Source organism: Acinetobacter sp. YH01018, from assembly GCF_013420295.1.
Lineage (GTDB): Bacteria > Pseudomonadota > Gammaproteobacteria > Pseudomonadales > Moraxellaceae > Acinetobacter.
This window is the reverse complement of sequence record NZ_VOYL01000005.1, coordinates 21,976-43,921: the sequence shown is the minus strand read 5'-3', so window position 1 is coordinate 43,921 and position 21,946 is coordinate 21,976. Positions and strand designations below refer to the sequence as shown.

Genomic DNA, 21,946 nt, shown 5'->3' with positions numbered 1-21,946 from the left:
ATTTAGTATTTATGATTCATGCTTGGTATTACGCCGTTTAGCAAATACATCTTCTAATTGATCACGCATGGATTCAAAACAAGCCGGATCTTCAGCCTTGGCTGCCTGTCGCAACAAGATTGAAGTCGGATGCAGTAGTTTTTGTGTCAGGCGATACGATAATTCCTGCAAAATCAGCTCAGGATTTTCACCACTAGCCAGACGTGAGATTGCCAAAGCCAGTTCTTCTTGCCTGAGTACTTCACCCTGTTCACGATAAGCTTGAATGGTACTGCCAGCTTTTTTGATTTTTTCTTGGGTCAGCATTTCTGTAGCTAACTGATTGACCATTACCTCGGCTTCAACCGCAGCCTGGCGACGTTGGGCAAGATTATCGTCAATCACACTTTGCAGGTCGTCCACTCCATACAAATAAACGCCATCCAGAGATTCTACTTTGGGATCAATATCACGCGGAACGGCCAAATCGACCAACAGCATTTGTTGATAACGACGTTTTTTCAACGCTGTTTTAACATCTTGATATGAAATGACCTGATGCAGACTTCCGGTACAGCTTGAAATGACGTCTGCGCGGTGTAAATTTGCAGCCAACTCAGAGAATTCAATAATTTCCACATCAACGCGATGGGCAATTTCCTGTGCCAGATTTTCTGCACGCGCGTGGGTTCGGTTGCAAATCAGGACTTTCCCCACTCCCATTTCCGCTAAATGCTTCGCCACCAGGCTGTTCATTTCCCCTGCAGCCACCACCATCACAGTCAGTTTTTCAGGTTTACTAAACACCTGAAGTGCAAGTTGGGCAACGGCATAGCCCATCGAAACAGCATGACTCCCCACTGCTGTTTCCGAGCGCACACGTTTGGCTGCATAAAAGGCGTATTCAAAAATTCGGTTTAAATCCGGAGAAACGGTATGTGCATCTTTAGCCAGAGACAATGCAGATTTCACCTGCCCCAAAATTTGCGGTTCACCTAGCATCAGCGAATCCAGACCACTGGCTACCCGCATTAAATGGGTCACTGCCTGCGCATTTTCGTAACGATATACATGATTAAACAATTGTTTAACATCTAAGTCATTTGCTTCGGCGAGCCAATTCATTACCATGTCCGCATTTTCAGACATGGCATAAACTTCGGTGCGGTTACATGTAGAGACCACCACCATATCATTCAAGTCATGGTTTTGGCTTTGCAGGGCAAGCAGGTGCATTAATTTTTCAGGATTAAATGCAATCTGCTCACGCAGCTCTACAGAGGCGGTTTGATGGTTGACACCCAATGCAAAGAAAGACATATCAGATCATCATTTCGCTAAATTTATGCTATTGTGCAGTATTGGTGTCATAAAAAGCATTACTTGGATCAAGAAAAATTGCGTCAAACAAATAGCCGGATAAACGGCGCGACAATTAAGCAATATTCTACCACATTCTTACTTGTGGGTAGCATGGCTTACAGTGCTCATATTAGAGCATCTGGAGAAATTTATCATGCCAATTCAAATTATAATGCCATAAAACAAAGCATGATTGCTGAATTTGCACTGACCTATCAGGACATTCCCACAGCATTACACAACTACACCGTGCTTGCAATTAAAAGCAATTCCACCACGGTTAAACAGCGCGCCTTAAATGTTGCGATTGAACAGAATGATCTAAAAGCAGCCCTGGATATTGCAACCCATTGGGTGGTGCAAGAACCGACCGATGTGCCGGCTTTATTTTATCTTTCACATATTGCCTTAAAAGCCCATGAATATGAACTCGCCGCAGAAACGCTGGACAAAATTTTAAATATTGACCCCAATGCAGACCTGGAAAAAATTCTGGCCGGAATTGCCCCTGAAGACCCTGAAGATCGGGATTTTCTGATTGATGCCTTGCGTAAAAGTAAAGAACGGGATAATCCTTCCGTACTGGTACTGATTGCAGGCTTGGAAGCACAAAACGGGCAACTGGAGCATGCCCTGACCACCATTAGTCGTGCCTTAAAAAAGCGTGCCAATGTGACCGGCTTTATTTTAATGAAGGCCAATTTGCTCAGTGCCTTGGGCGATGATGAAGCAACCCTAAAATGGTACGACAAAGCCAGCCGCAAACATAAAAACAATATCGAAGTTCGCTTAGCGGAAATTAAATATCTGATTAAATTAAATAAGTCAGAAGAAGCTCTCAATAAACTTGAAGCCCTGTTAAAAAAATGGCCGCATGAAGAAGAAGCGCTGTTTATTGCCGGTTTAACCAGTATTGACTTAGAACAATATGAAAAAGCTGAAAAATATTTAGTTGAGCTGCGATATTCCACGCAATATCAAAATGAGGCCTATTATTATCTGGCAGTCAATGCCGAACGAAAGCAGCATTTTGAAACCGCAAAAGCCTATTACCGTCTGGTGGATGGCAGCCTGTACACAGTTTCGCGCCGCAACATGGTTAATATTTTTACTGCCCAGAACCAGCCCACTGATGCCCTGCGCTTCCTGACTCAGGAACGGGTCAATTATCCGCAATATGCCAGTTTCCTGTACCAGGCTCAGGCTGATATTTTAAAACGCATGGACAATAAAAAAGCAGCCATGCGCCTGCTGGATGAAGCCATTAAAAACGTCCCGGATGACCCGGAACTAATTTACTCCGAAGTGTTATTACTTGATGCTTTTCAAGACAAAGATAAACTGGATAAATTATTGAAAAAATTACTGGAAATAGAACCCAATAGCCCGACTTACCTCAATGCCTATGCCTATACGCTTGCCCTGCAAAACCGGCGTTTAGATGAAGCCCGCAAGTATGTTGAACATGCTCTGGAATTTGCTCCGGAACAGGCCTCTATTTTAGATACTTTAGGCTATATCACTTATTTACAAAATGACTTTAAAACTTCAGCTCAAGTATTAGAGCAAGCCTACCAATTAAGTCAAAATGTGAAAATTGGTGTACGTTATGCAAAATCTTTATACATGCAAGGTGAGCTGACAAAATTTAGTAAAGTGTTACAACAATTACAAAAAAATCATCCGAATGATCCGCAATTAGAGCAATTGAAATCGTTACTGTTACCGCAACAAATGAAAAAGAGTTAACTATCTGTATGCACATTTTTTCAAAATTCAGTTTAAGCCTGATTGCAGCAAGCACGCTAATCCTGAGCGGTTGCCAACAATACACCCAGCCTCAAGCACCGAATGTGGCTCAAATTCCAGAAGCTGCGAAGAATTTTAATCTGCAAGGTAAAATTGGGGTAAGAACTCCGGGACAATCTGGCAGTGCCTTTTTTACCTGGGTACAACAGCAGGATGCATTCGACATCGAATTAAGCGGAATTTTGGGCGTGGGTAAAACCCAGATTTCCGGTCAACCGGGTAATGTCACCCTCAATAGTGCAAAAACCGGGTTGATTACAGCGGATACTCCGGAAGAGTTACTGGAGCGTGCCACAGGCTGGCAAGCCCCGATTACTCATTTAGTCGATTGGGTTCAGGCCAAACCGGCAACTATGCTGGCAAAAATCAGTAAAGATGAGCAAAACCGCCCCATCCAGTTCTTGGAAGATGGCTGGATAGTAGATCTCAGTTATAACGAGCAAGCCCAGTTACCGAACAAGCTAGTTTTAAAACATCTGCTTGAATCCGGTCAGGAAAACCGTATTACAATGCTCATTCAAAACCGTTAAGCCTATTCAAAAGTTTAAAATTCTATGATTCGTGTTCCCTCTCCTGCCAAGCTTAATCTTTTTTTGCATATCACCGGCCGTCGTGACGACGGCTACCATGAATTGCAAAGCATTTTTCAGCTCATTGACCTGTATGACTGGCTGGAATTTAGCCAAACAGCAAGTCCTGAAATTAGTATTGATGGACTAAACAGCGTTGATTTGGAACAGAACCTGATTTTCAAGGCAACACAGATTTTAAAGCCGTATGCAACAGCATATTCAGGCTTAAATATCCGCATTGAAAAAAATATTCCTATGGGTGCTGGACTTGGCGGGGGGTCATCCAATGCGGCCACCACCCTCATTGTGGTCAATCAGTTATGGCAATGTGGCTTAAGTATTGAGCAGTTAGCCGAACTGGGACTCAAATTAGGTGCCGATGTTCCAGTTTTTGTCCATGGTCGGAATGCCTGGGCGGAAGGTATTGGTGAACACTTAACATTCATAGACTTAGATCAAAAACAATACATTGTGTTAAAACCTGATTGTTTTATCAGCACTCAATTGCTTTTTTCACAAAAAACGTTGACAAGAGACACGAAGCCTACTAAATTTTGCGCCTATCAGTTAAAGCCATTTAACTTTGGAAATAACTTTGAGCCTTTGGCAAAAAGCCTATATCCTGAGGTAAATGAAGCGATGCAGTATTTAGACCAGTTCGGTGTTGCAAAACTTACAGGTACAGGTGCTTGTGTTTTTACTGAAGTAACCGCTGACATGAATATTGATGAGATTTTAGCTCATTTGCCTTGTAAAGCTTACTTGGTCAATAGTTTAAATGAATCACCATTACGTCATTTCAAGGTTATATGATAGGGGCGTCGCCAAGTGGTAAGGCACCGGGTTTTGATCTCGGCATCCGTTGGTTCGAATCCAGCCGCCCCTGCCATCATATTCATCTGTAGATTACTGTATTAGGGGCGTCGCCAAGTGGTAAGGCACCGGGTTTTGATCTCGGCATCCGTTGGTTCGAATCCAGCCGCCCCTGCCATTTAAACTTATGGTTTAAATCACAATACAGCAATCAAATTTAGGGGCGTCGCCAAGTGGTAAGGCACCGGGTTTTGATCTCGGCATCCGTTGGTTCGAATCCAGCCGCCCCTGCCATTTTCTCAAAAAAGACAGAACAGAATTTGCATGTTCATTTGTTAATTCACCTTGACACAGAACCGCAAAAATATTAAAGTTCTGCCGCATTAGGGGCGTCGCCAAGTGGTAAGGCACCGGGTTTTGATCTCGGCATCCGTTGGTTCGAATCCAGCCGCCCCTGCCATCTATTTTCAAACATTCCAACCGCCAAGGGTGCTTCATGCCCAATCTTGTCGTTTTTAGTGGAACTGCACATCCACAATTCGCCCAAAAAGTCGTAAGCCATCTGCACATCCCTTTAGGTGCAGCATCTGTAGGTCAATTTTCTGACGGTGAAATCGCTGTCGAAATTACTGAAAATGTTCGTGGTAAAGACGTATTCCTAGTACAGCCTACTTGCGCCCCAACGAATGACAACCTGATGGAAGTCCTTGTTATGGCTGATGCTTTGCGTCGTGCAAGTGCAGGTCGTATTACTGCTGTCATCCCTTACTTCGGATATGCTCGTCAAGACCGTCGTCCTCGTTCAAGCCGTGTGCCAATCACCGCAAAAGTTGTCGCAGACATGCTGACAACTGTTGGTATTGACCGCGTAGTAATGATCGACCTTCATGCTGACCAGATTCAAGGTTTCTTCGATATCCCTGTAGACAACATCTACGGTACTCCTGCATTACTTGCTGATCTTCGTCAACAGCAACACCATAACCTAATGGTTGTTTCTCCAGACGTTGGTGGTGTAGTTCGTGCACGTGCTGTAGCGAAACAAATGGGTGATATCGATCTTGCAATCATCGATAAACGTCGTCAAAAAGCCAATGAATCACAAGTGATGCATTTGATTGGTGATGTAAAAGATCGTGACTGCGTCATCGTGGATGACATGGTGGATACAGCAGGTACTTTATGTAAAGCTGCTGATGCACTGAAACAGTTTGGTGCGCGCCGTGTAGTTGCCTATGCAACTCACCCAGTACTTTCTGGTAAAGCAATTGAGAACTTGAAAAACTCTGTAATCGACGAGCTCGTTGTTACGGATACCATTCCTCTTTCTCAAGAAGCTCAAGAACTTGGTAAGATTCGCCAAGTTTCAGTCGCCAGCATGGTTGCTGAAACAATTCGTCGTATTAACAACGAAGAATCTATTAGCGCAATGTTTGATTCTTATCTATAATATAGCGCTAAATTTTCAAAACCCTGCCTTTAGCAGGGTTTTCTATCGCTGAGCTGGTCGAAAACTCAGCTTAATTAAACTTAAATTAGGAATGTCTATCATGGCAAACTTCGTATTAAACGCAGCAGCACGTGAAGAAGCAGTACAAGGGAAAGGTTCGAGCCGCCGCCTTCGTCTTCAAAGCAAAGTACCAGCAATCATCTACGGTGGTGCTGCTGAACCTGTAGCGGTTACTTTAGAACTTCGTGAACTTGTTAAAGCACTTGAAGACAACGCTTTCTTTGAAGAAGTTGTTGAAATCAAAGTTGGTGACAAAGTTGAAAGCGTTAAAATCCAAGCTTTACAACGTCACCCAGCTAAAAACACTCCAATGCACGCTGACTTTAAACGCGCATAAGTGTTAACGGTGTAAATTAGTGTCAAAACTTTCGCTAATTGTTGGTTTGGGCAATCCTGGTAAGGAATATGCCCAAACCCGCCATAATGCAGGCTTCTGGTTCGTTGAACGCCTTGCAGAACAATATGGCATCTCTCTCAAAGCCGATCCTAAATTCCACGGAATCAGTGGTCGAGGTAACATCGAAGGTCAAGACGTTCGTCTGCTGTTACCCACAACCTTTATGAATGCCTCTGGCAAAAGCGTTGTACCCTTCGCCAAATTCTATCAAGTTGCTCCTGAAGCCATGCTCATCGCACATGACGAACTGGATATGAATCCCGGTGTCATTCGCCTGAAAACAGGTGGTGGTCATGGTGGGCATAACGGTTTACGTGATATCGTTCCGCATACAGGTCCCAATTTCCATCGCTTACGTATCGGTATCGGTCACCCAGGTTCCAAAGAACGCGTATCGGGTCATGTCCTGAGCAAAGCTCCAAGCAGCGAACAAGGTTTAATGGATGATGCCATTGCACATGCTTTATCTCGCATTAAATTGCTGGTAAACGGTGACATTCAGACAGCCATGAATCAAATTAACGCGTATAAACCGAACTGATCATTCTACAAATAATTGAATTTTCCTTCTTGCCATGTTGCTTTTTTCGGAGCAAAATGCGCTTTCTGCGGATTACTGATCCAGTAAGAAGTGATTTGATTTAACTAAGATAAAATCTTAGGTCGACTAAGGAGACGCTAGCCATGCTTTCTCGTTTATTAAAAGCTAAAATCCACCGTTGTGTCGTGACACAAGCAGAATTACATTATGAAGGTTCTTGTGCAATTGACGGCGTGTTAATGGATTTAGCCGGTATCCGTGAATATGAAGAAATTCATATGTGGAACGTGACTAATGGTAAGCGTTTTACCACTTATGCCATCCGTGGTGAAGAAAATTCTGGCATTATTTCAGTCAATGGTGGTGCTGCCCTGCAGGCTGATGTGGGCGATTTAATGATTATCGCCACATTTGGCGATTTCACCGAAGCTGAAGCGAATGCCCATAAACCTCGTCTGGTATATGCCAATCCGGACAATACAGTGAACCATACCGCCAACTGTATTCCTGTACAGGTTGCCTAAACTGATCAGTTCAGATCAAAACATTCAAAAAGCTCGCTTCTGCGGGCTTTTTTATACCCTACATATTCATAATTATAAGCTTATTCTAAAGTTATTCTTGGTTTGACTATGGATATGACTGATTCATCTATAGAAATTTGTACCCACTGTTAAAAACAGGACTATACTTATGACACATCGCTTCAGGGCGGGGTGCAATTCCCCACCGGTGGTAAATTAAAACTACATTCTTGTAGGATTTAATCAGCCCACGAGCCTGTAAACTGGTTAAAGTTTACTCGCAGATTTGGTGAAAAACCAAAGCCGACGGTATAGTCCGGATGAAAGAAGACGACGTAACCGATATTGATATGTGATATATCGCTGCGACCCCATTTCTGCATCAGTCCTGAAATGTTCAACCGTATGTTTATTTTACGAGAGCGTTTCAATGTCTAGTTTGATTCAACCCGAAATTTTCTTTTCTGCCCTTCCTCCTGCTAAACAACGCATCCAGAAAGCTTTAGAAGATATCCGCCAAGGCAAACCCGTTTTAGTCATGGATGACTTTGACCGTGAAAATGAAGCCGACCTGATCGTGGCTGCAGAAACCTTAACTGTAGACACTATGGCCCGTATGATTCGCGATGGCTCAGGCATTGTCTGTCTTTGTTTGACTGATGAACTCGCTAACCATCTGGAACTTCCCCCAATGGTGACAGATAACTCCAGCCATTTTAAAACAGCTTTTACCGTGACCATTGAAGCAGCAGAAGGTGTCACTACAGGCGTTTCGGCAAAAGACCGTACCACCACAGTAAAAGCGGCAATTAAAGATGGTGCTGTGGCAAGTGATCTCAACCGACCAGGTCATGTCTTCCCTTTACGCGCGCGCGAAGGTGGGGTACTGACGCGTCGTGGCCATACTGAAGGCACCATTGATCTGGCACGTTTGGCTGGCTTGAAACCCGCTGGTGTATTATGTGAACTGACCAATCCTGACGGTACGATGGCATCTGGTATTCAGGTTCTGTCTTATGCACAGACTCATCATTTAACCGTGATTACCATTGAAGAAATTGTACAGTACCGTTTGCAGCATAATCTTTAAACGAGACAACAAAACTTGCCACAAAAAAATTAAAATCATCAGGCTTCCTGATTAAGCCTGATGATTTTTTAATGCAAAATGATTTCAGTGCACACGAGAATAAGAAATTTTTTTATAAATTTTAAGTTAAAAAAGAGGATTTAATCCTCTTCTTCCAGACTTTGCAACAAATGCATACTGATGCCATCAGCGCGTAAAAAGGCCAAATCATAACTGGCTGTGGCAAGTGCCAATACTCGTCGCTCAAATTCATCCCACAAAGGACGAACATCTTTATAGTGAATACCTAACCCACTATCATCAGTAAAATGACGATTTTTCTCACATAATTTTAATGCATGGTATAGCTTGCGCCCTTTGCTCGCATCCGGACGCAACCGCACACGCTTGGATAAAACAAAACCTTCAACATGGGTGATATCCGCCATAGGCAACATTGGAATCAAAATCTGATCAAGTTGCGAATCTAATCGACGCCAAATGGCTGTATGCTGCTCTGCTGTATAGGTATTCCATTTAATCACTTCATGATTAAAACGACGGCACCCCCGACAGACCGAATCACCAAACACCGTAGAGCAACGCCCTGCACATGGGGTCAAAGAAGCAATTCGACGATCAGTATTCAAAATAAACTCCGAAATTCAACAATGTTCACATCTGGAAAATTCAGACCGCTTTTCTGATTTGATAAACCATCAGCACAGGCATCATACATCCCCCAACAGCAAATGAAAAACCATATTTCATACTAGGTTTTATCGCTAATTGCGCCAATTCACGTTAGAATATGCGGCTTAAATTTTGTCTTACCTTAATACATTTGGAGTTTTCCATGAACGCTACTGTAGAACAGCTTGCACCTGTAGAACAGCAAGCGACCACTGACTGGGTTGTTGCGGCACTATATCAATTTAAAGAAGTTCAAAATCCTGCCGATCTGCAGCAACGTCTTCTTGATTTGGTAAAAACCATCAATCTTTGTGGAACTCTTATTGTTGCAGGAGAAGGCATTAACGGTACTGTAGCAGGTGACCGTGCAGCAATTGATACCATCCACCAGTTTCTTCTGGATGAAGGTTTTAACGCAATGGAATATAAAGAGTCACACAGCTCTGACAAGCCATTCCGTAAAATGAAAATTAAACTAAAAAAAGAAATTGTGACTTTAGGCGTTGAAGTCAAACCGCGCGATTTAGTCGGTCACTATCTTGATCCAAAAGAATGGAATGAACTGATTGCACGTGATGACGTGATCTTGATTGATACCCGTAACGACTATGAATATAAAGCCGGTACATTTAAAGGCGCAATTGATCCTAAAACTGAAACCTTCCGTGAATTCCCGGAATATGTAAAAAAACAGCTGGAACAGCATAAAGACAAGAAAATTGCCATGTTCTGTACGGGTGGTATTCGCTGTGAAAAATCAACATCATTATTGCTGCAAGAAGGCTTTAATGAGGTCTATCATTTGAAAGGCGGTATTTTAAAATACCTGGAAGAAACTCCTGCTGATGAAAGTATGTGGGAAGGTGAATGTTTCGTGTTTGATGGCCGTACAGCTGTTACTCATGGTGTAGAAGAAGGCCAGAACACCAAGTGTCATGCTTGTGGCTGGCCTTTGCTTCCTGGAGAAGTAGAACTTCCAAGCTATGAACATGGCGTATCATGTAAATACTGCATCGACAAAACCAGCGAGAAGCAAAAAGCCGGTTTCCGTATGCGTCAGTCACAAATTGCAGCTGCCAAGCGTAAACGCCTGTAATTAATCTCCCTCAAAAAAGCCCTCACTCGAGGGCTTTTTATTTACCTAAAATTAACAATAAATAAAAAAATATCACCAATTTTCACCATTAATGTATATCAAGTCACAAATAATATGGTAATCTGGGATAAAAATTATAATAAATCTATAACCCATTAATTTTTAACGTGAAATATTTAATATATAACATTAAAAAGTAACGTGAAAAAGGAGTTAAATTATGTCAAGAGCAATTAGTCGTTCCGCCAATTATACTCGACGCTTTTACCTTGCACGCGAAAGAAATCTACAAAAAGTCAAACACATTAAACAAACTCTAGAGCAGGAATCCCATCTTTTTATTGTGATGATGGGTGCTATTATTGGCAGCATTTTTTCCATATTTATTGCATATCACCTTACACCTAATTTTATAGAATATGCCTTGCTCGGTGTAATTCCATTTGCACTTGCCTATAGTTTGAGAAAAGTTTATATCCATACTCTGATTCATAGCCAGGAATAATCCAGACTGATTACCTGGCTACACTTTACCCTAAATCTAATAAACTTTAGGATGGTGTAAATATCACGATTATTTTTATCACTTTATGAATCTGACAGAATGGATTATCTCCATCATGGAACAATTGGGCTATCTCGGTATTGCCCTACTGATGTTTCTTGACAACGTATTCCCGCCTATTCCTTCTGAAATCATCATGCCCTCGGCTGGCTATTCTGCATCACAAGGCCAGCTGACTTTATTTGGCGTCATCATTGCCGGTTGTTTCGGTTCATTGCTTGCAGCTGCTTTACTGTATTGGATTGGCTATAAGTTTAACCATGACAGTATTTTCCGTTTCGTTGACCGTTATGGCAGATATATGTTTATCAAATCTAGTGATGTTAAAAAGTCTCTGGACTGGTTTGAGCATTATGGACATCGCATCGTATTCTTTGGTCGTATGATTCCGGCAGTTCGCTCGCTGATTAGTATTCCCGCTGGCATGAGCCACATGCCTTTTTGGAAGTTTATGTTTTACAGTGGCTTAGGGACTATCATCTGGACTACATTTCTGGCTTGTGTCGGTTTTTACTTTGGTGAAAACCAACAGCTCATGCAGCAAATATTTAGCCAAGTCAGCCATGGTATTATCCTCATTATCCTGGTGATTATCGCCATCCTCCTATACCGTAGACAACTACGCAAAATGAAGAACTAATTGATTTTATCAGGGGCTTAAATGCAACAATATCTAAAAAGTTTTGCTATCGATTATGGCGTGGTTTTAATTCTCAGCGTTTTGTTTTTATTGTTTGTTACCAATCTTGGCTTGATGCTCTTCGTCGCTATTTTTTTGGTTACCATGATTCGTCATGTGGTTAAATTCCTGCAAAAAGAACAACGCTTGCCGACTGTACAAGAACGCAATATCTTGGTCTGGGGAAATACTGCGATTGCCATTACTTTGGAGTGTTTTATTATATTCTTTTTGGTCATGATGAACCCGAATGCAGAACAAATTATTCAATCTGCTGAAAAAATGGGTTTAGCAGGTTATGCCGTATTTATGTTGCTCATCGTTGCAATACATTTTGCTTTATTCTTTATTGCCTATCAGTGGATGAGTCCGCTCTTCTTGAAATTAAAATCCAGAAAATAGCCAATTGAACAATTAAAAAAGCACCTTATGGTGCTTTTTTATTAACAAATTAATCTGAGCTAAATATATACATAAGCTGCGATTAGAACAGCACAAGATGTCACATCACGCTGGTGTGTGATCTATGCGCGGCGATTATAGCAGCGCAAGGCGTACCATCATGCTGGCGTATGGTACATCAAATATAATTCATTTAAATTATCCGGAATTTCTTCAGCAATTTCATCCATCAACTGGCCATTGCGACGGAAAGATTCCATTTGCGGATCTTCTTCATCCACACCACTAAAGACCATCATTGGCAAAGTTAAATCAACTAATTGTTCTTCATGTTCAGGAGTGAACCAGGCATCTTCGTTTAAGAACATGGCATCGACAAAGCCGACACTCCAGTCACCTAAACTTGAATCCACTTCTGCTTCTTCAATTTCAAAAGGAAACTCGATTCCTTCTTCATTCGCCAGGCTTTGACGAATTGATTCTAACCAGGCTTTTACTTGAGCAATGATTTCAGCAGGCACTTTCTTATGATTGTTATCAAAAAGTTCGTCCAGCCATTTATCGAATTTCGGACCAACCGCAATTGCACATAAAAAGCCATGAGTAGCCGGAAAATCTAGACCATATTCATTCTGGTCGCCATCTAGATATTCGCTCAAAAGGTCTAAATCTAAAGCACTCATTTAAAATCCAGGTTTGTAAAATAACTGCGACATAGCATAGCATTTTAGCCTGCTATGCAGAATCCTATTTTAGTCTTCTTCATCATCAAAATCGTCGTCATCATCCAGATCATAATCAAAATCTTTCAGCTCACGCTCTAAACGACGCTGTGCAAGAAGGTCATCAATCAGACGACGTTTTTCTAACGACTCTTTAGCACTAATTTTGCTTGATACTTCATCAAAACTAACATCATCATCACTGTAGCTATCATCTAGTTCAAAATCTGTAGAAGACACTAAAACTACCTCAAGGTGAAAAAAGTGAATGGGTCTAGGCGCTATTTATCCTGCTTACGCACTCTTGTCAAGTATTTTTATTTTTTTCTCCCGCAAACCGGGTTTAATCTTGTTTTTCTCCCTAAAAATTGTGTATTTATTAGTTCCTGGAATTTCCAGCATGGACCAATAAAAACTCAACATAATTTGAGTGATCCACCCTATGGACTTGAAAAAAAAAGTTTCAGCCCAATATTGAAAACAGCTGTTAAATCAAATTTATATTTTTAAATGAAACTTGAGCAATCAATATTCAAAACAATTTTAAGCAAATTGTGCTATCATGCACGGTTTTTCACTGCCACAGATTCAACGAAGAGTAAGCAAAGATGAGCGATATGACTTCCCCTACTTCGCAAGTAGCGGCTCTGATTAGCCGAGGCAAAGAGCAAGGTTACTTAACTTACGCTGAGGTTAACGATCATCTCCCAGACTCGATCACGGAAAGCGAACAGATTGAAGACATCATTCAGATGCTTCAGGATGTCGGTATTCCTGTTCATGAACGTGCGCCTGAATCTGATGACACCATGTTCGATGGCACTAGTGCAGAAGCGACCGATGAAGTTGCCGAAGAAGAAGCGGCAGCCGTACTTGCTTCTGTTGAAAACGAACCTGGTCGCACCACAGATCCCGTACGTATGTACATGCGTGAAATGGGAACGGTTGAACTCTTAACACGTGAAGGCGAAATTAGCATTGCTAAACGCATTGAAGAAGGTATCCGTGACGTTCTGCACTCGATTGCCTACTGGCCAAATGCCGTTGAAGTTGTATTAAAAGAATATAACGATGTTACTGAAGGTGAACGTCGTCTTGCTGATATTTTATCGGGCTATTTAGACCCGGAATCTGATGAAGAAATCCCAGAAGTTTTAGAAGATGAAGCGGATATCGATGAGGATGAAGAATCAACATCTAAATCGACCAAAGATGTAAAACTGGACGATGACGAAGAAGAAGAAGCTGAAACTGAGGATGATTCTGAAGGTGAATCCGGTCCTGATCCAGAAATTGCACGTGTGCGTTTTGCTGAACTGGAAGAAGCCTGGAAAGTAACCAAAGCGACCATTGAAAAATACGGTCGTAACAGCAAACAGGCAGATGAAGCGCTTCAAGCACTGGCAACCGTGTTTATGATGTTCAAATTCACTCCGCGTCTATTTGACATCATTTCTGAAATGATTCGTGGCACCCATGAACAGATCCGCACGTCTGAACGTGAAGTAATGCGTTATGCAGTCCGCCGTGGCCGTATGGACCGTACTCAATTCCGTACGTCTTTCCCGGGGCAGGAATCAAATCCAGCCTGGTTAGATGAGCAAATTGCCAAAGCGCCAGCTGAACAAAAAACTTATTTAGAAAAAGTACGTCCCGATGTACTGGCATTCCAGCAAAAAATTGCCGACATCGAAAAAGAATTGGGTTTGAATGTTAAGGAAATCAAAGATATTTCTAAACGTATGGCAGTAGGTGAAGCAAAAGCCCGTCGTGCGAAAAAGGAAATGGTCGAAGCCAACTTGCGTCTGGTAATTTCAATTGCGAAAAAATATACCAACCGTGGTTTACAATTCCTTGACCTGATTCAAGAAGGGAACATCGGCTTGATGAAAGCGGTAGACAAGTTTGAATACCGTCGCGGTTATAAATTCTCGACTTATGCCACCTGGTGGATTCGTCAGGCAATTACCCGTTCGATTGCCGATCAGGCACGTACCATTCGTATCCCGGTACACATGATTGAAACCATCAACAAGATCAACCGTGTATCTCGTCAATTACTTCAGGAAATGGGCCGTGAACCAACCCCGGAAGAATTGGGCGAACGTCTGGAAATGGATGAAGTTAAAGTCCGTAAAGTACTTAAAATTGCCAAAGAGCCGATTTCCATGGAAACGCCAATTGGTGATGATGAAGATTCACATTTGGGTGACTTCATTGAAGATGGCAACATCACTTCTCCAATTGATGCGGCAACTTCAGAAGGCCTGAAAGAAGCAACCCGTGAAGTACTGGAAAACCTGACTGAACGTGAAGCGAAAGTCTTGAAAATGCGTTTTGGTATCGACATGCCGACTGACCACACTCTGGAAGAAGTCGGTAAACAGTTTGACGTTACCCGTGAACGTATCCGTCAGATTGAAGCCAAAGCACTACGCAAATTACGTCATCCTTCCCGTTCTGAACACTTACGTTCATTCCTGGAAAATGACTAAGACATAGTGATACGGATGGGGATTGAAAAATTATCCAACACCCCCATCTAGTATTCAGCAACACATAACGCCTGCCTCTATGCAGGCGTTTGATATATAAGTGGGACCTACTATGACCATGTTAGACCGTACACCATCTCGCGAACTTCAGGAACATCTATGGGTTTTCCCTATGGATTATCCGATCAAACTGATTGGTGAAGCCTGTGAAGAATTACATATTGCTGTTGTAGATATTTTGGTAAAACATTTTCCGGAATTTGATGGTAACAGCATCAAGGTACAACCTTCACGTACTGGAAAATATCACTCTTTAACTGCCCAAATCGTTTTTGTCGAACTGGAACAGGTACATGCTTTATATGCTGACTTGGCAGCCTGCCCATTGATTAAAACTGCACTTTAAGAGCAAAAAACACGCGTCATGCGTGTTTTTTTATTTATAAGCCAATAAAAATATTATCAATACTACGAAAAACTCTAAATCGTGCAGTGATCATCCCCTATCTTGGCATGATTTCATTATAATCCTTGCATCCTGTTGAAAATTTTTAAGGACGCACTTCACATGACTGATGCTGTTCTAAAACCCAAACTGATTATTCGTCAATTTAACCAGCTCACACCTTATCTCGACCGTTTTCAGGATATGAAACAGCTGACTGAAAACCGCAATGAGAATACGCCAGATGAACTGTGGATTTTGCAGCATCATGATGTGCTGACCCAAGGTCAAGCTGGCAAACCGGAACATATTCTGATACCCAGCAATATTCCGGTGGTACAAACGGATCGCGGTGGACAAGTCACCTGGCATGGCCCAGGCCAACTGGTAGCCTACTTTATGTTTGACCTAAACCGCTTGGGCTGGAATGTACGCACGCTGGTATCTTATGCTGAAAATTTAATGATTGGACTGCTGAACAAATATGGCATTGAAGCCTATGCCAAACCGGATGCGCCGGGCGTTTATGTCAATGAGCGCAAGATTGGTTCGCTGGGTTTTAAAATCCGCAAAGGACGCAGCTATCACGGACTGGCTCTAAATATTGATTGTGACCTGTCTGGTTTCCACACCATTAACCCCTGTGGTTATGCTGGCCTGGAGATGGTACGCATTCAGGATTTAGTTCAAGATTATCCAAAATTCGAGAACTTATGCTTCGATATCATTGAAACTTTAAACAACAGCGGTTACTTTAGTGAAGTTCAAATCATGCAACAATAATTTTGCTTTTGACATAAAAATAAATTAGAGTATTTACTCTAAACTAATAAAATATTCTTTAGATAAGGGATACACAAGTGATTTCAACCAAATCCGTTAAGCCCGCTTTACAACTGACCTATGTCAAACTCATGATGGATGTGATTGGCAGAGGTCTGGTAATGGCGAGTCAAGTCGACGCCGAAGTCAAACAGGAAGTTGCAAAATTCCCGGTGGGTTTCGTTCTATCAATGAAAGTATTTCCCCATGGCCCGGCTTTTATTGCAAAAGTCACGCAAGACCATCAATTACAATTACTGCAATCTGTAGACAGCAAACCTGACCTCACCATTACTTTTAAGCACTTAAGCCATGCCTTTTTAGTATTTTCCTTTCAGGAAAGTACCGCACAGGCCTTTGCCCATGACCGTATGATAGCCGATGGAGATATTGCATTTGCCATTCGTCTGGTCCGCTGCTTAAACAAAATGGAAGCGCTTATTTTACCTAAACTCCTTGCGGAGCTTGCTGTAAAACAATATCCGACCGAATTAAGCCTAAAAGAAAAACTGACTGGAGCTGCAAATATTTATTTGAAAGTAGCTCAATCCTATTTTAAACGGAGTGCATAACATGGCTAAGCCTTATTACGAATTTTTCTGTCCGGTCAAAGTCATTGCAGGTCATGCTGCCTTAGAACATATTCCGTTTGAACTTGCTACTTTAGGTGCCAAACGTCCTCTGATCATTACTGACAAAGGTGTACGCAGCAACAATCTGCTTGCACCAATTGAAGCAGCTTTTGAATCTACCGATGCAGTCATTGGTTATATTTTTGATGATGTTCCACCTGATTCAAGCGTACAAACCGTCCGAAATGCAGCGAAAGCTTATCGTGATAATGGTTGTGATGCGATTATTGCTGTCGGTGGCGGTTCAGTGATTGATACTTCCAAGGCAACCAATATTCTGGTGACCGAAGGTGGCGATGACCTGCTTAAATATTCAGGTGCACATAACCTGCCAAAACCGTTAAAACCATTTTTTGTGATTCCTACCACATCGGGTACGGGTTCAGAAGTGACCATGGTGGCTGTGGTATCCGATCTTGAAAAAAATGTCAAAATGCCCTTTGCATCCTATTATCTGATGCCGCATGCGGCAATTCTGGATCCGCGCATGACCCAGACTTTGCCACCACATTTAACTGCCATGACAGCCATGGATGCACTAACCCATGCAGTTGAAGCCTATACTTGCATGGCTGCCAATCCGATCAGTGATGCTTATGCGACAGCTGCCATCAAAAAAGTGAGCAACAGCCTGTTCAATGTGTTAGATAATCCAGCTGATGAGTTTGGCCGTCTGGAACTGGCACAAGCGTCCACCATGGCCGGAATTGCGTTCTCCAACTCCATGGTAGGCCTGGTGCATTCCCTTGGACATGCTTTAGGTGCAGTTGCACATTTGCCACATGGCCTGTGCATGAACCTGTTCCTGCCTTATGTGCTTGAGTACAATAAAGAGGTGAATGGCGACAAGCTTGCAGAATTATTGCTACCTTTAGCAGGTCCAGACATTTATGCGCAAACCCCTGCCCATTTACGTGCCGATAAAACCATTGCTACGATTCTGACCATGCGTGATCGCTTGTATGCACTGACGAAATTGCCACGTACTTTACGTGAAACCGACAAGATTTCAGAAGCACAATTGGATGAAGTCGCAGACAAAGCATTAAATGATGGTTCCATTATTTACAATCCGAAAGAAGCCACCTTGAATGATTTAAAAGCGATTTTAGAAAAAGCTTGGTAAACATTGAAAATTAAGCGAATATAGCTAAAAATTAGCCTGATGTTTTTTTAAGCATCAAGCTTTTACTTTATAGAAAATTAAAGTTAGTTTTTTATATCAAGTGGCATATTTTCTGCATTAAAAACTCACAAAGATATTGGCAAAACGTACCAAACTAGAGTAGATTGGCGCACTTTTGTTTTATTCATTTAGGGGGGATCGTTCGTCTCAAACGATCCTTGTAAACATGACTGATCCTTGATCAACGATAAGAGGATAACGCCGTTGACAACTATCTCTGGGACTCAATCGACAGCTAAACTGCAAAAAACGCTTGGACTCTGGCACATCATTATTATTGGTTTAGCTTATATTCAGCCAATGACATTATTTGATACCTTCGGTCTGGTTGCTGAAGAAAGCCATTACCACGTGCCAACTTCGTACATTATTGCCCTGATTGCAATACTATTTACATCTATTAGTTATGGACACATGATCCGTCGTTATCCATCATCAGGGTCGGCATATACTTATGCACAAAAATCGATTCACCCTAATGTCGGTTTTATGGTGGGCTGGTCATCATGGCTGGATTATCTACTGTCACCCATGGTCAACATCATTTTGGCAGTCATTTATCTGGAAGCCCTATTCCCTGAGGTTAACCATTGGGTTTGGGTTGTTGTACTGACCGCATTTATGACTGGCGTAAACTTGCGTGGTGCCAGATTTGTTGCCAACTTCAACGGCTTGATTGTATTGATTCAGCTGGCTGTCATCGCATACTTCACCTGGATGGTTTACTCTCTACTCGCAGGTGGGATCAATGCCGATGGTACATTAGCGAATGCCAAATACCAGTTATGGAGTCTGGAACCGTTCTGGAATGAAATGACGGCTTTGGGTCCGTTAATTACCGGTGCAACATTGCTTTGTTTCTCTTTTACTGGTTTTGACTCACTCAGCTCACTGGCAGAAGAAACCAAAGAGACTGAAAAGACTCTACCTAAAGCGATTTTCCTTACGGCACTCATCGCAGGTATTATCTTCATTATCAGTACCTATTTCATGCAAATTTACTTCCCGAACGATCCAAAGACATATTTTGAAGATGTTGCTGCAACTCAGCCGGACATTCTTCAAGCCGTTGGGGGAGTAGCGTTCAAAACTGTGGTGCTTTACTTTGCAATCGTTACGGTAATGGCATCCGGTATTTCTGCACATGCAGGTGTTTCACGCTTAATGTATGTGATGGGTCGTGATGGCGTGATCAATAAGAAAATTTTTGGTCATATTAGCCCAAAAAGCTACACACCTGTTTACAACATCCTGATTGTTGGTGGCGTGGCCTTAACTGCTGGTTTCATGGACTTGGACATCGTGATTTCAATGATCAGTTTTGGTGCCCTCACTGCCTTTACCTTTGTAAATCTGTCTGTTATTTCACGTTATGCTTTACGGGATGGACGTACCAAAAACATCAAAGACATTCTCAGCTTTGTGGTCATTCCTTTACTCGGCTTCCTGAGCATTTTTGCGATGTGGCTAGAGATTGAAGATACCGCATTAAAGTTTGGTTTATGGTGGGCAATGTTCGGTATTTTGTATCTGGGTTATAAAACCAAAGGCTTCAAACACCCCGCTCCGCAGCACAACGAGTTTGATGATACGCATTAATATTTTGATTTCATGCATAAAAAAAGACGCTCAATGCGTCTTTTTTATGCTCTAAAATTAAACCAGTTCTTTAAAACCTTGCTGACGCCATGCTTCGTATAGAATAACTGCTGTAGCATTAGACAAATTTAAACTACGTGAATTAGCAGCCATGGGTAAACGAATCCAGTGTTTTTCCGGAAACATCATACGCACATTTTCAGGCAGACCGCGTGTTTCAGGTCCCATCAACAACGCCACCGGGCGGTTTAAATTTGAGGTATGCGGAGTTTCAGAACCTTTGGTGGTTAAGGGATAGATGGCATCATTCTCAATTCCCTGTTCTTTTAAATGCGCTATACATTCTGCAAAGTTTTCCCACACTTTCATATGCGCCCACTCATGATAGTCCAGACCTGCACGTCTCAGCTTTTTATCATCCAGCTCAAAACCCAGCGGTTTAACCAGATGCAACTGCGCACCGGTATTGGCACATAAACGGATGATATTCCCGGTATTGGCAGGAATTTCAGGCTCGTATAAAACAACGTGGATCACAGGATTTCTCTACTCTTTCAATGTAACAAGACTCGAATTAGCCTTGCCACTGTAATTGTTCGCGCAATTTTACCACTTCCCCAATAATGGTCAGGGTTGGCGCTTGAATTTGATGTTCTGACACTTTTGAAGCAATATCGGCCAAGGTTCCAACCACCACTTTCTGGTCAGGGGTAGTCCCTTTGGAAATGAGTGCAACCGGCATGTCTGGACGTTGGCCATGGGCAATCAGCTGGGCACAGATTTTTTCCAGACCTACCAACCCCATATACAATACCAAGGTCTGATTTTCATACACCAGCTCACTCCAAGGTAACTCTGGTGAACCTTCTTTTAAATGTCCAGTCAGGAAGCGCACACTTTGTGCATAGTCACGATGGGTTAAAGGAATACCGGCATAGGCTGAACAACCTGAAGCCGCGGTAATCCCAGGCACTACCTGAAAAGCTACACCTGCAGCAAACAGTTCCTGAATCTCTTCACCACCACGACCAAAAATAAACGGATCACCGCCTTTTAAACGGCAGACACGTTTACCTTTTGCAGCATATTCCACCAAGAGTGCATTAATGCCTTCTTGCGGCACACTATGATTGGAGCGGGCTTTACCCACATAAACCTTTTCCGCATCACGGCGGCACAAGTCCATAATCGCAGGCGACACTAAACGATCGTAAATAACCACATCTGCCTGCTGCATCAAACGCAATGCTTTTAAGGTCAACAGTTCAGGATCACCCGGTCCTGCGCCCACCAGGTAGACTTCACCTTTTGGCGCTTTCCATTCCATTAAGGCTTGTTCAATTAAACGGTCCGCTTCAGCGATATTGTCATTAAACACCTGTTCTTTGAGTGGACTGGCATACAGGTCTTCCCAAAAAATACGGCGTTCATCTGGATTTTCAATTTTGGCTTTTACTGCGGCACGCCATTTTCCAGAAAACTCTGCCAGCTTGCCCATGCCATGCGGAATACTGGCTTCCAGTTGGGTACGAATTTGACGGGATAAAACTGGTGATTTGCCATTGGTGGCAATCGAAACCACCAAAGGAGAACGGTCGATAATAGCAGGCACCATAAAACGGCAATGCGGTAGATCATCCACACTATTCACCAGAATTTTTTCAGCTTCGCAAGCTTCAAAAACCTGTATGTTGGTCGCTTTGTCATTGGTAGCCGCAATCACCAACCGGTAAGGACGTAATGGAATATCTGGACTAAAAGATGCTTGGACATATTGCCCTTGGCTGGCACGAACAATCTCTAGTAAATCAGTTTCGATTTCAGGTGCAATCACATCAATGACTGCCCCTGCTTTTGCCAAAAGTACGGCCTTACGATAGGCAATACGCCCACCACCGACAATCAGACAAGGTTGCTGTTGCAACTTTAAAGAGATTGGAAAGATATCCACACACTACCTCAATATTTTAAATCTGACTGTCTTAAGCAATTTTCATGCACAAAATTGTGCTGTTCATAAATTTATTGATCAAT

Annotated in this window: 24 protein-coding genes, 4 tRNA genes and 1 riboswitch; of the genes, 22 read left to right on the top strand and 6 right to left on the bottom strand. The window is 42.4% G+C overall.

The features are described from left to right. Positions 1-9: 9 nt before the first annotated feature. The gene (hemA, locus tag FTT83_RS03215; RefSeq protein WP_180176216.1) at positions 10-1,299 is read right to left on the bottom strand and encodes a glutamyl-tRNA reductase; all 1,290 of its coding nucleotides are present in this window, start codon (positions 1,297-1,299) and stop codon (positions 10-12) included. Positions 1,300-1,377: 78 nt separating this feature from the next. Between hemA and FTT83_RS03210 the strand changes: the two genes are divergently transcribed. The 12 genes from FTT83_RS03210 to ribB all read left to right on the top strand — a co-directional run bounded on the left by FTT83_RS03210 (position 1,378) and on the right by ribB (position 8,597). Beyond that, complete coding sequence (locus tag FTT83_RS03210) at positions 1,378-3,090, top strand: tetratricopeptide repeat protein (RefSeq protein ID WP_180042384.1); 1,713 nt, start codon at positions 1,378-1,380, stop codon at positions 3,088-3,090. A gap of 8 nt (positions 3,091-3,098) precedes the next feature. Beyond that, entirely contained in the window at positions 3,099-3,680 is a 582-nt protein-coding gene (gene lolB, locus FTT83_RS03205) for a lipoprotein insertase outer membrane protein LolB (RefSeq protein WP_180042387.1), read from the top strand. 24 nt (positions 3,681-3,704) lie between these two features. Continuing rightward, entirely contained in the window at positions 3,705-4,535 is an 831-nt protein-coding gene (gene ispE, locus FTT83_RS03200) for a 4-(cytidine 5'-diphospho)-2-C-methyl-D-erythritol kinase (protein ID WP_180042389.1), read from the top strand. Between the two features lies 1 nt (position 4,536). Continuing rightward, positions 4,537-4,611: transfer RNA gene (locus tag FTT83_RS03195), tRNA-Gln, on the top strand. 27 nt (positions 4,612-4,638) lie between these two features. Beyond that, a tRNA-Gln gene (locus FTT83_RS03190) sits at positions 4,639-4,713 on the top strand. Between the two features lie 41 nt (positions 4,714-4,754). Continuing rightward, positions 4,755-4,829 (top strand) — tRNA-Gln (locus tag FTT83_RS03185). A gap of 91 nt (positions 4,830-4,920) precedes the next feature. After that, positions 4,921-4,995: transfer RNA gene (locus tag FTT83_RS03180), tRNA-Gln, on the top strand. 36 nt (positions 4,996-5,031) lie between these two features. Next, positions 5,032-5,985 carry a ribose-phosphate pyrophosphokinase gene (locus FTT83_RS03175; protein ID WP_086196840.1) on the top strand — a complete coding sequence of 318 codons (954 nt, stop codon included), beginning with the start codon at positions 5,032-5,034 and terminating at the stop codon, positions 5,983-5,985. 100 nt (positions 5,986-6,085) lie between these two features. Then, positions 6,086-6,382, top strand: a complete 297-nt coding sequence (gene rplY / locus FTT83_RS03170) for a 50S ribosomal protein L25 (protein ID WP_086196841.1) — start codon at positions 6,086-6,088, stop codon at positions 6,380-6,382. Positions 6,383-6,401: 19 nt separating this feature from the next. After that, a complete protein-coding gene (gene pth / locus FTT83_RS03165) occupies positions 6,402-6,983 on the top strand; it encodes an aminoacyl-tRNA hydrolase (RefSeq protein WP_180042391.1) in 582 nt (193 codons plus the stop codon). A 143-nt stretch (positions 6,984-7,126) separates the two neighbouring features. Next, positions 7,127-7,507 (top strand): aspartate 1-decarboxylase, encoded by a 381-nt coding sequence (panD, locus tag FTT83_RS03160; RefSeq protein WP_086196843.1) that lies wholly within the window; start codon positions 7,127-7,129, stop codon positions 7,505-7,507. Between the two features lie 175 nt (positions 7,508-7,682). Beyond that, a riboswitch (FMN riboswitch) is annotated at positions 7,683-7,843 on the top strand. Between the two features lie 94 nt (positions 7,844-7,937). Continuing rightward, the gene (gene ribB, locus FTT83_RS03155) at positions 7,938-8,597 is read left to right on the top strand and encodes a 3,4-dihydroxy-2-butanone-4-phosphate synthase (protein WP_086196844.1); all 660 of its coding nucleotides are present in this window, start codon (positions 7,938-7,940) and stop codon (positions 8,595-8,597) included. Positions 8,598-8,737: 140 nt separating this feature from the next. On the opposite strand, the gene FTT83_RS03150 is transcribed toward ribB, so the two are convergent. Further along, a complete protein-coding gene (locus FTT83_RS03150; protein ID WP_180042393.1) occupies positions 8,738-9,226 on the bottom strand; it encodes a DUF1289 domain-containing protein in 489 nt (162 codons plus the stop codon). Between the two features lie 206 nt (positions 9,227-9,432). Between FTT83_RS03150 and FTT83_RS03145 the strand changes: the two genes are divergently transcribed. The 4 genes from FTT83_RS03145 to FTT83_RS03130 all read left to right on the top strand — a co-directional run bounded on the left by FTT83_RS03145 (position 9,433) and on the right by FTT83_RS03130 (position 12,011). Next, a complete protein-coding gene (locus FTT83_RS03145) occupies positions 9,433-10,365 on the top strand; it encodes a rhodanese-related sulfurtransferase (protein WP_180042395.1) in 933 nt (310 codons plus the stop codon). Between the two features lie 220 nt (positions 10,366-10,585). Further along, complete coding sequence (locus tag FTT83_RS03140; RefSeq protein ID WP_180042397.1) at positions 10,586-10,870, top strand: FUSC family protein; 285 nt, start codon at positions 10,586-10,588, stop codon at positions 10,868-10,870. Positions 10,871-10,955: 85 nt separating this feature from the next. Then, positions 10,956-11,570, top strand: coding sequence for a DedA family protein (locus tag FTT83_RS03135; RefSeq protein ID WP_180042399.1), 615 nt, complete (start codon positions 10,956-10,958; stop codon positions 11,568-11,570). Positions 11,571-11,591: 21 nt separating this feature from the next. Next, positions 11,592-12,011, top strand: a complete 420-nt coding sequence (locus tag FTT83_RS03130) for an ABZJ_00895 family protein (protein WP_180042401.1) — start codon at positions 11,592-11,594, stop codon at positions 12,009-12,011. Positions 12,012-12,169: 158 nt separating this feature from the next. Here the strand turns inward: FTT83_RS03130 and FTT83_RS03125 are convergent, their stop codons facing one another. Both FTT83_RS03125 and FTT83_RS03120 read right to left on the bottom strand, forming a co-directional pair. Continuing rightward, positions 12,170-12,694, bottom strand: coding sequence for a YecA family protein (locus FTT83_RS03125; protein ID WP_166170407.1), 525 nt, complete (start codon positions 12,692-12,694; stop codon positions 12,170-12,172). Positions 12,695-12,763: 69 nt separating this feature from the next. Then, a complete protein-coding gene (locus FTT83_RS03120) occupies positions 12,764-12,973 on the bottom strand; it encodes a PA3496 family putative envelope integrity protein (protein WP_086176283.1) in 210 nt (69 codons plus the stop codon). Between the two features lie 368 nt (positions 12,974-13,341). On the opposite strand from FTT83_RS03120, the gene rpoD reads away from it, so the two are divergent. The 6 genes from rpoD (at position 13,342) to FTT83_RS03090 (ending at position 19,912) form a co-directional block, all read left to right on the top strand. Continuing rightward, the gene (rpoD, locus tag FTT83_RS03115) at positions 13,342-15,228 is read left to right on the top strand and encodes an RNA polymerase sigma factor RpoD (RefSeq protein WP_180042403.1); all 1,887 of its coding nucleotides are present in this window, start codon (positions 13,342-13,344) and stop codon (positions 15,226-15,228) included. Positions 15,229-15,346: 118 nt separating this feature from the next. Then, positions 15,347-15,634, top strand: coding sequence for a YbeD family protein (locus tag FTT83_RS03110; protein ID WP_086196931.1), 288 nt, complete (start codon positions 15,347-15,349; stop codon positions 15,632-15,634). Positions 15,635-15,796: 162 nt separating this feature from the next. Next, the gene (lipB, locus tag FTT83_RS03105) at positions 15,797-16,456 is read left to right on the top strand and encodes a lipoyl(octanoyl) transferase LipB (RefSeq protein ID WP_180042405.1); all 660 of its coding nucleotides are present in this window, start codon (positions 15,797-15,799) and stop codon (positions 16,454-16,456) included. Positions 16,457-16,533: 77 nt separating this feature from the next. Beyond that, positions 16,534-17,067, top strand: a complete 534-nt coding sequence (locus tag FTT83_RS03100) for a hypothetical protein (protein ID WP_166170413.1) — start codon at positions 16,534-16,536, stop codon at positions 17,065-17,067. A 1-nt stretch (position 17,068) separates the two neighbouring features. Next, entirely contained in the window at positions 17,069-18,253 is a 1,185-nt protein-coding gene (locus FTT83_RS03095) for an iron-containing alcohol dehydrogenase (RefSeq protein WP_180042407.1), read from the top strand. Positions 18,254-18,517: 264 nt separating this feature from the next. After that, positions 18,518-19,912, top strand: coding sequence for an APC family permease (locus FTT83_RS03090; protein ID WP_180176215.1), 1,395 nt, complete (start codon positions 18,518-18,520; stop codon positions 19,910-19,912). Positions 19,913-19,969: 57 nt separating this feature from the next. Here the strand turns inward: FTT83_RS03090 and FTT83_RS03085 are convergent, their stop codons facing one another. Together FTT83_RS03085 and cysG are read right to left on the bottom strand one after the other, a co-directional pair. Beyond that, the gene (locus FTT83_RS03085) at positions 19,970-20,449 is read right to left on the bottom strand and encodes a tRNA (cytidine(34)-2'-O)-methyltransferase (RefSeq protein ID WP_086196856.1); all 480 of its coding nucleotides are present in this window, start codon (positions 20,447-20,449) and stop codon (positions 19,970-19,972) included. Between the two features lie 37 nt (positions 20,450-20,486). Then, complete coding sequence (cysG, locus tag FTT83_RS03080; protein WP_180042411.1) at positions 20,487-21,863, bottom strand: siroheme synthase CysG; 1,377 nt, start codon at positions 21,861-21,863, stop codon at positions 20,487-20,489. Between the last annotated feature and the right edge of the window lie 83 nt (positions 21,864-21,946).

What these genes read in the sequence shown, in the direction of transcription:
- hemA (WP_180176216.1), bottom strand. Translation starts at nt 1,299, where the DNA reads ATGTCTTTCTTTGCATTGGGTGTCAACCATCAAACCGCCTCTGTAGAG.
- lolB (WP_180042387.1), top strand. Translation starts at nt 3,099, where the DNA reads ATGCACATTTTTTCAAAATTCAGTTTAAGCCTGATTGCAGCAAGCACG.
- ispE (WP_180042389.1), top strand. Translation starts at nt 3,705, where the DNA reads ATGATTCGTGTTCCCTCTCCTGCCAAGCTTAATCTTTTTTTGCATATC.
- FTT83_RS03175 (WP_086196840.1), top strand. Translation starts at nt 5,032, where the DNA reads ATGCCCAATCTTGTCGTTTTTAGTGGAACTGCACATCCACAATTCGCC.
- rplY (WP_086196841.1), top strand. Translation starts at nt 6,086, where the DNA reads ATGGCAAACTTCGTATTAAACGCAGCAGCACGTGAAGAAGCAGTACAA.
- panD (WP_086196843.1), top strand. Translation starts at nt 7,127, where the DNA reads ATGCTTTCTCGTTTATTAAAAGCTAAAATCCACCGTTGTGTCGTGACA.
- ribB (WP_086196844.1), top strand. Translation starts at nt 7,938, where the DNA reads ATGTCTAGTTTGATTCAACCCGAAATTTTCTTTTCTGCCCTTCCTCCT.
- FTT83_RS03145 (WP_180042395.1), top strand. Translation starts at nt 9,433, where the DNA reads ATGAACGCTACTGTAGAACAGCTTGCACCTGTAGAACAGCAAGCGACC.
- FTT83_RS03140 (WP_180042397.1), top strand. Translation starts at nt 10,586, where the DNA reads ATGTCAAGAGCAATTAGTCGTTCCGCCAATTATACTCGACGCTTTTAC.
- FTT83_RS03135 (WP_180042399.1), top strand. Translation starts at nt 10,956, where the DNA reads ATGAATCTGACAGAATGGATTATCTCCATCATGGAACAATTGGGCTAT.
- FTT83_RS03130 (WP_180042401.1), top strand. Translation starts at nt 11,592, where the DNA reads ATGCAACAATATCTAAAAAGTTTTGCTATCGATTATGGCGTGGTTTTA.
- FTT83_RS03125 (WP_166170407.1), bottom strand. Translation starts at nt 12,694, where the DNA reads ATGAGTGCTTTAGATTTAGACCTTTTGAGCGAATATCTAGATGGCGAC.
- rpoD (WP_180042403.1), top strand. Translation starts at nt 13,342, where the DNA reads ATGAGCGATATGACTTCCCCTACTTCGCAAGTAGCGGCTCTGATTAGC.
- FTT83_RS03110 (WP_086196931.1), top strand. Translation starts at nt 15,347, where the DNA reads ATGTTAGACCGTACACCATCTCGCGAACTTCAGGAACATCTATGGGTT.
- lipB (WP_180042405.1), top strand. Translation starts at nt 15,797, where the DNA reads ATGACTGATGCTGTTCTAAAACCCAAACTGATTATTCGTCAATTTAAC.
- FTT83_RS03095 (WP_180042407.1), top strand. Translation starts at nt 17,069, where the DNA reads ATGGCTAAGCCTTATTACGAATTTTTCTGTCCGGTCAAAGTCATTGCA.